General features: G+C 40.1%; 3 protein-coding genes and 2 pseudogenes. 1 reads left to right on the forward strand and 4 read right to left on the reverse strand.

Annotated features, from left to right (window positions below; all coding sequences use genetic code 11):
- Positions 1-139 precede the first annotated feature (139 nt).
- From KIV40_RS13115 to KIV40_RS13130, 4 genes and pseudogenes are all read right to left on the reverse strand, one after another.
- A pseudogene (locus KIV40_RS13115) lies at positions 140-793 on the reverse strand (siderophore-interacting protein); the annotation flags it as partial.
- Between the two features lie 293 nt (positions 794-1086).
- Positions 1087-1452 (reverse strand): annotated as a pseudogene (locus KIV40_RS13120) (transposase); the annotation flags it as partial.
- A 119-nt stretch (positions 1453-1571) separates the two neighbouring features.
- On the reverse strand, positions 1572-2561 hold the full coding sequence (locus KIV40_RS13125; RefSeq protein ID WP_285349601.1) for a hypothetical protein: 990 nt from the start codon (positions 2559-2561) through the stop codon (positions 1572-1574).
- 15 nt (positions 2562-2576) lie between these two features.
- Positions 2577-3647 carry an efflux RND transporter periplasmic adaptor subunit gene (locus KIV40_RS13130; RefSeq protein ID WP_285349602.1) on the reverse strand — a complete coding sequence of 357 codons (1071 nt, stop codon included), beginning with the start codon at positions 3645-3647 and terminating at the stop codon, positions 2577-2579.
- A 133-nt stretch (positions 3648-3780) separates the two neighbouring features.
- On the opposite strand from KIV40_RS13130, the gene KIV40_RS13135 reads away from it, so the two are divergent.
- The gene (locus KIV40_RS13135) at positions 3781-4671 is read left to right on the forward strand and encodes a LysR family transcriptional regulator (RefSeq protein ID WP_285349604.1); all 891 of its coding nucleotides are present in this window, start codon (positions 3781-3783) and stop codon (positions 4669-4671) included.
- The last annotated feature ends 127 nt before the right edge of the window (positions 4672-4798 follow it).

Consider the following 4798-nt stretch of genomic DNA (forward strand, 5'->3'; position numbering starts at 1 on the left):
CTCGATTCAGGCTGCTCGATGAGCGTTTGCCATTCTTGATTAGTGTGTCGTTTTCCCATTTCAAATCTCTTCATGGTTGGAGACTTGATCTTATTCTTCGCGCTAGGCGATTAGAATGCGGGTTTTATGGAGCGCTTACGAAGTACTGACGCAGTGCGCGCATTGAATCGAATTCACAAGCACACCACACCGCGGCTTCACCTTGCTGCCATTCAAGTTCACGAACTTTGTCTGCGAGAGGTTGCTCAGTAACCCAATGAAGCTCCATGCCTGCCGGCGCTTCGATAGGTTGAATATCCGCCTCAGAAATTACGCTGATCACCGCATAGCCTTTTGCGTCGGCTGGCAGAGTACGAATTTTTGCAGATAGAGCAGGCAGCGCCGTCATATCCGCTGCCATAAAGAACCAATCTGCGTCTGTGTTAAGGTTCGAAATGCTACCAGGGCCTACTATGCTGATTGTGTCGCCTTCTTTCGCCGCCATTGCCCAGCGCGCCGCAAAGCCACATTGTAGATCTTTGGTGATGTGACGTACGAAGTCGACTTCAATCGTGCATGCCTGTGGATCGAAGCGGCGAATGGTGTAAGTGCGCATTACTGGGCGATTTTCCTCAGAAAAGCCTTGGATATCTGTCCCCCCAACTTCGTTGAACAGCAACTTAACATAGCTGCCTTCGCAATCGAGCGGAAAATTGCCTAACGCCTCGCCCTGCAGAGTAATGCGTTGCATGTTCGGCGTAATGGTTTGTGTTTTTTTGATCACGAGACTTTTAGGTTGTAGCTTCTTTTTCACTTTAGTTTTTACCTTGCGATTTTTGATAACAATTCTCTTTCGCATTAATCGTAACAACTAATTGTACGGCCAAACAGCATTTTTACCTACCTTTACACCTTCATCGGTTCGCAAAAGTCAGCATTTCAAAAAACATCACGAATTTTCACAACTTCTAACAAGGTTAAATATTAGTTTTATTTGTTAAATTCAATGTGATTTCGGTCATTTTTTAGCGGGTATTTTTTGACATAAATAAAGTTGAATATAGCCTGTGCGGGCGTTGTTGGTATGTGTTTTTATGCAGATTGTGCTGTTGCATCAATAGCTAGGTGCTGTATCACTCCTCTCGTTTTAGTCGCAAATGAGACCTCGACTTGCTCGGCTATACGACTGATACAAGTGTCATGCGGACAACTTAATGGTACTTGATCTAACCTAAATATTGAGTCGATAAATCCTTGCTGCGCTCTCAGTGGCATAGAAAAAACTCGTTTCACCATGGGTGCTGTCGTGATGGCTAAGTCACTGAAACGGAGCGGCCTCCCGCGCTTATGCTGTTTGCTTTGCACCCACCCGCTTATCGCCTCTTCATCAATCCAAAAGGTCAAAGAGCCACGGATAATGAGTGATTGGTTGTATTGCTTCCAGTTGGTTGCTTTGTAACGTGGTCTAGGCATAGGGCTACGAGATATAATGGACGTAGCGGAGCAGGTCGTAGGTTCTGGATTGAGTTCTATTGAATTGCGCAACAAAGTCTTACCCTTCTACAAAATACCTGATCCTTAGAGTAATGTATTTAAATACGCTTGAACCACGATAGACACCATGGCAGCAGCACAATCATGAGCGTACCCAACCCCCAAATAACGCCCATATTCGTAGCTCGTCGAATAAATGGACCAATATCAAATCCAGTTGAATGAGTATAAAGCGTAAACGGTGTCAGCGTCGCTGCCAGGAGTCCAATTTCAAAGTTTGGTATCTTCTTAGAGACTTTCTCCGAACTATGCGCAAAGTAAAATACAACAATAGAGAAGCCAAATATCACTAGCGATAGCATTAGTATATTTTGACCATGACCAGCCACAAGCATATGTAATATTAGAGCAATGAAACAGCCGGATACCTGCAGCGGTAAGATACTTTTTAGGCCTTTTATGATCGAAGCATAATCTGGTCTACAAACAATACTTATGATTACTGAAAGGCAGAATATGGCCTTGCCAACTTCAATCGATAGAAAGTAAACCAAGGATAGAGATATGATGATTGTGGATATCACATTCAGAGCCTTAGAACGCTTGACGACTTTTTGATTTTGTTTAGATGACATTTGGTTAGAAGGAGTCGGCAAAATCCAAAAAATAGCTTTTGCTAGTAGTAGCATCATGAACGCTACATGTAGAAGTTGATAAAAATACAACTCCATCGAAGTTCCATATGTTGTATTGATAAGTCCATAACAATATAAAAATACCGGCGCCGTTGAAAATGAAGCAAGTTTTTCAATTCGCAAATAGCTATATATTACGAAAATCGAGCTCACTATTAACGCCCACTGGTTATGATCGAGTATTGTCGCAGCCAAGGAACCTGAAATAAAATAGATACTAATTAAAGATATGAACACTAATGATTTGTTCAAGCTAAATTTATCTCGTAAAATCAAAGCTGGACCTAAAAAAACACTAAATACTGGCATTCCTAAATGCAACATATCTGTGATAACAATCGATAGGGTAAAAAATAGTGCACTTCTTATCATTGGTGCTTTTATGTTAAACATAAGGTATATCTTTCATTAGTATAGGTAACGAAACAACGCAATAATATGCATCGTCATATATGAAAATGAATTCCAGTATTTGCTATCGTCACGAACTACCATTACTGTTGCTCGAGAGCCTGAAATTAGACTGCTATCAACATCTGGCATATTCATAGTAGAACGAACGTATTGGCTTTTGCGTACCCATCTATCTCCCTGAGCTACCTTAGCGGTCTCTCCTAACTTTTGATCGCCAACCCCTGTTACAGTTATCGCTTGGTCTATGCTAGTTACTTGTGTCTTGAATATTCTGCCCGGTATAGCATCAAACACAACCAAGCAATCCGCATTGGGTAAAAGATCTAAACCTTTTTCGTTAAAATCAGCGACGAGCTGTCTCTGTGATTGAGAGGTTATGACGATTTGCGGTGAGCTCTTTGATACAAAATTACCTTTTACGAGCTGCATATTGGTGATTACTCCGTCAAATGGAGCATGTATTGTAGCTTTATTAATGTTTTTCCTAGCTTTTTCTAATATAGCTTTCCCTAACATCAGCCCACCGTTTCCACCTTGTTCTGAGCCAAGCTTAACGTGGTTAATCTGTAACTTGATTTTAAGCTGTTCTATTTCTCTTATTTCATCAACGTACGCTGTATAAGCATCATCATATTGTTGCTGATTAATAGCTTTATTGCGTAAAAGGGTTTTCATCCTGATATAGTGCAGTTTTTTATTATTAGCAATTTCTGTTTTTTGTTTTATTTCACTTTCAATCAAACCCATTTCAAGTTCAATCTTCTTAAAATTCTGTTCTAGAATAATCAAATTTGCATAAGCGGTATCGTACTTAGATTGAAGTTCGTCAGTTTTAATTTTAAAAAGAGGGTCACCTTTCTTAACGAATTGACCATTTCTTACGTATATGTGTTCTACCACACCATCAATATCAGTAGATATTCTCGATATATCACTTATCACGTAACTATCCGTTGTAAATGGAGAGTACAAATCACTAAGAATCATGCTAGCAGCAGATATTACCAATACAACAATGGCAGCTAAAGTTAGAGGTTTCGAAAGATTATGGAGAGTTAAATTCATCTTAGAATGTCCTTCATTCGATACTATTAACGTCAATACTTAGAGAGTTCAAACGGCAATCAGATACTGTGTATTGATTTGATATTATCTACATATAGACTTATGGTTAAATGGCTCGAAATCAGGAACAGTTTTGCACAGAAACAATAATCGCTTTGACTTAAACACACTTGTCATCTTTCGGCGTGTAGTAGACCTAAACTCGTTGTCTAAAGCCGCTGAAGAGCTAGGAATCAATGCCTCTACTGTAAGCCGTAAGATATCGGAAATAGAAGCATACTACGGCGTCAAACTCCTCATACGTTCAACGCGAGCACTTAACCTAACTGAGGAGGGAAAAGCACTCTACCGCTACTTTCAAAATGTGGACGATGTTTTAAGGCGTTCAGAAGATGAAATAATGCACCACCAACTTGAACCCACAGGCATTTTGAAAGTTGTCGTACCTGTTGACTTTGGTAACCTCCTACTTCAAGACGCCCTCGTGAGTTTTTCCCAAAAGTACCCTAAAGTTTTGCTCGACCTTGATTTTTCTAATCGTCAAGTCGATATGCTTGAAGAAGGTATCGACATTTGGTTTTGCATTGGAGAAGTAAACAGTAAGAGCTTGATTTCAAGTGAGTTATTATCATATAGACGATACCTTATGGCATCAAAGACATATCTTTTAGAATACGGCGAAATTGGGTCTATTGCTGACCTAAAAGCGCCTCATAGACAGCTCAAATCTAAAAATCCATTCATTTATCAAGAGTCAGATAAATCAGTACTTAAACAACTACCTGTGGCATTGACAGTCAATAGCGGCTATACCATTTTCAAAGCTTGTACTTCAGGTCTAGGACTAGCTTTCATCATGTCTAGCCTAGTAGAGAAATATGATACCGATAAAACGTTAGTACCCGTCCTTCCCAACGAAATCTATCAGCAATCGTCTGTTAACATGGTATATAAAGAGCGAAAACTAAAGCCAATGCGCGTTGAATACTTCTTAGACCACATGAAGAGTTACTTTCTTGTTTGAAGTCTTATTAAGAAAGGGCACCGTTGTGCCCTTTTGGCTTTTATTGAGATAGTTATACCCAAGTAACCTCGAGATGCTAGGTTCAGCGAGACTGACTTGGTTTGTAGACGCGGCGGCGATTTAAAGG

The organism is Vibrio sp. D173a (assembly GCF_030248475.1).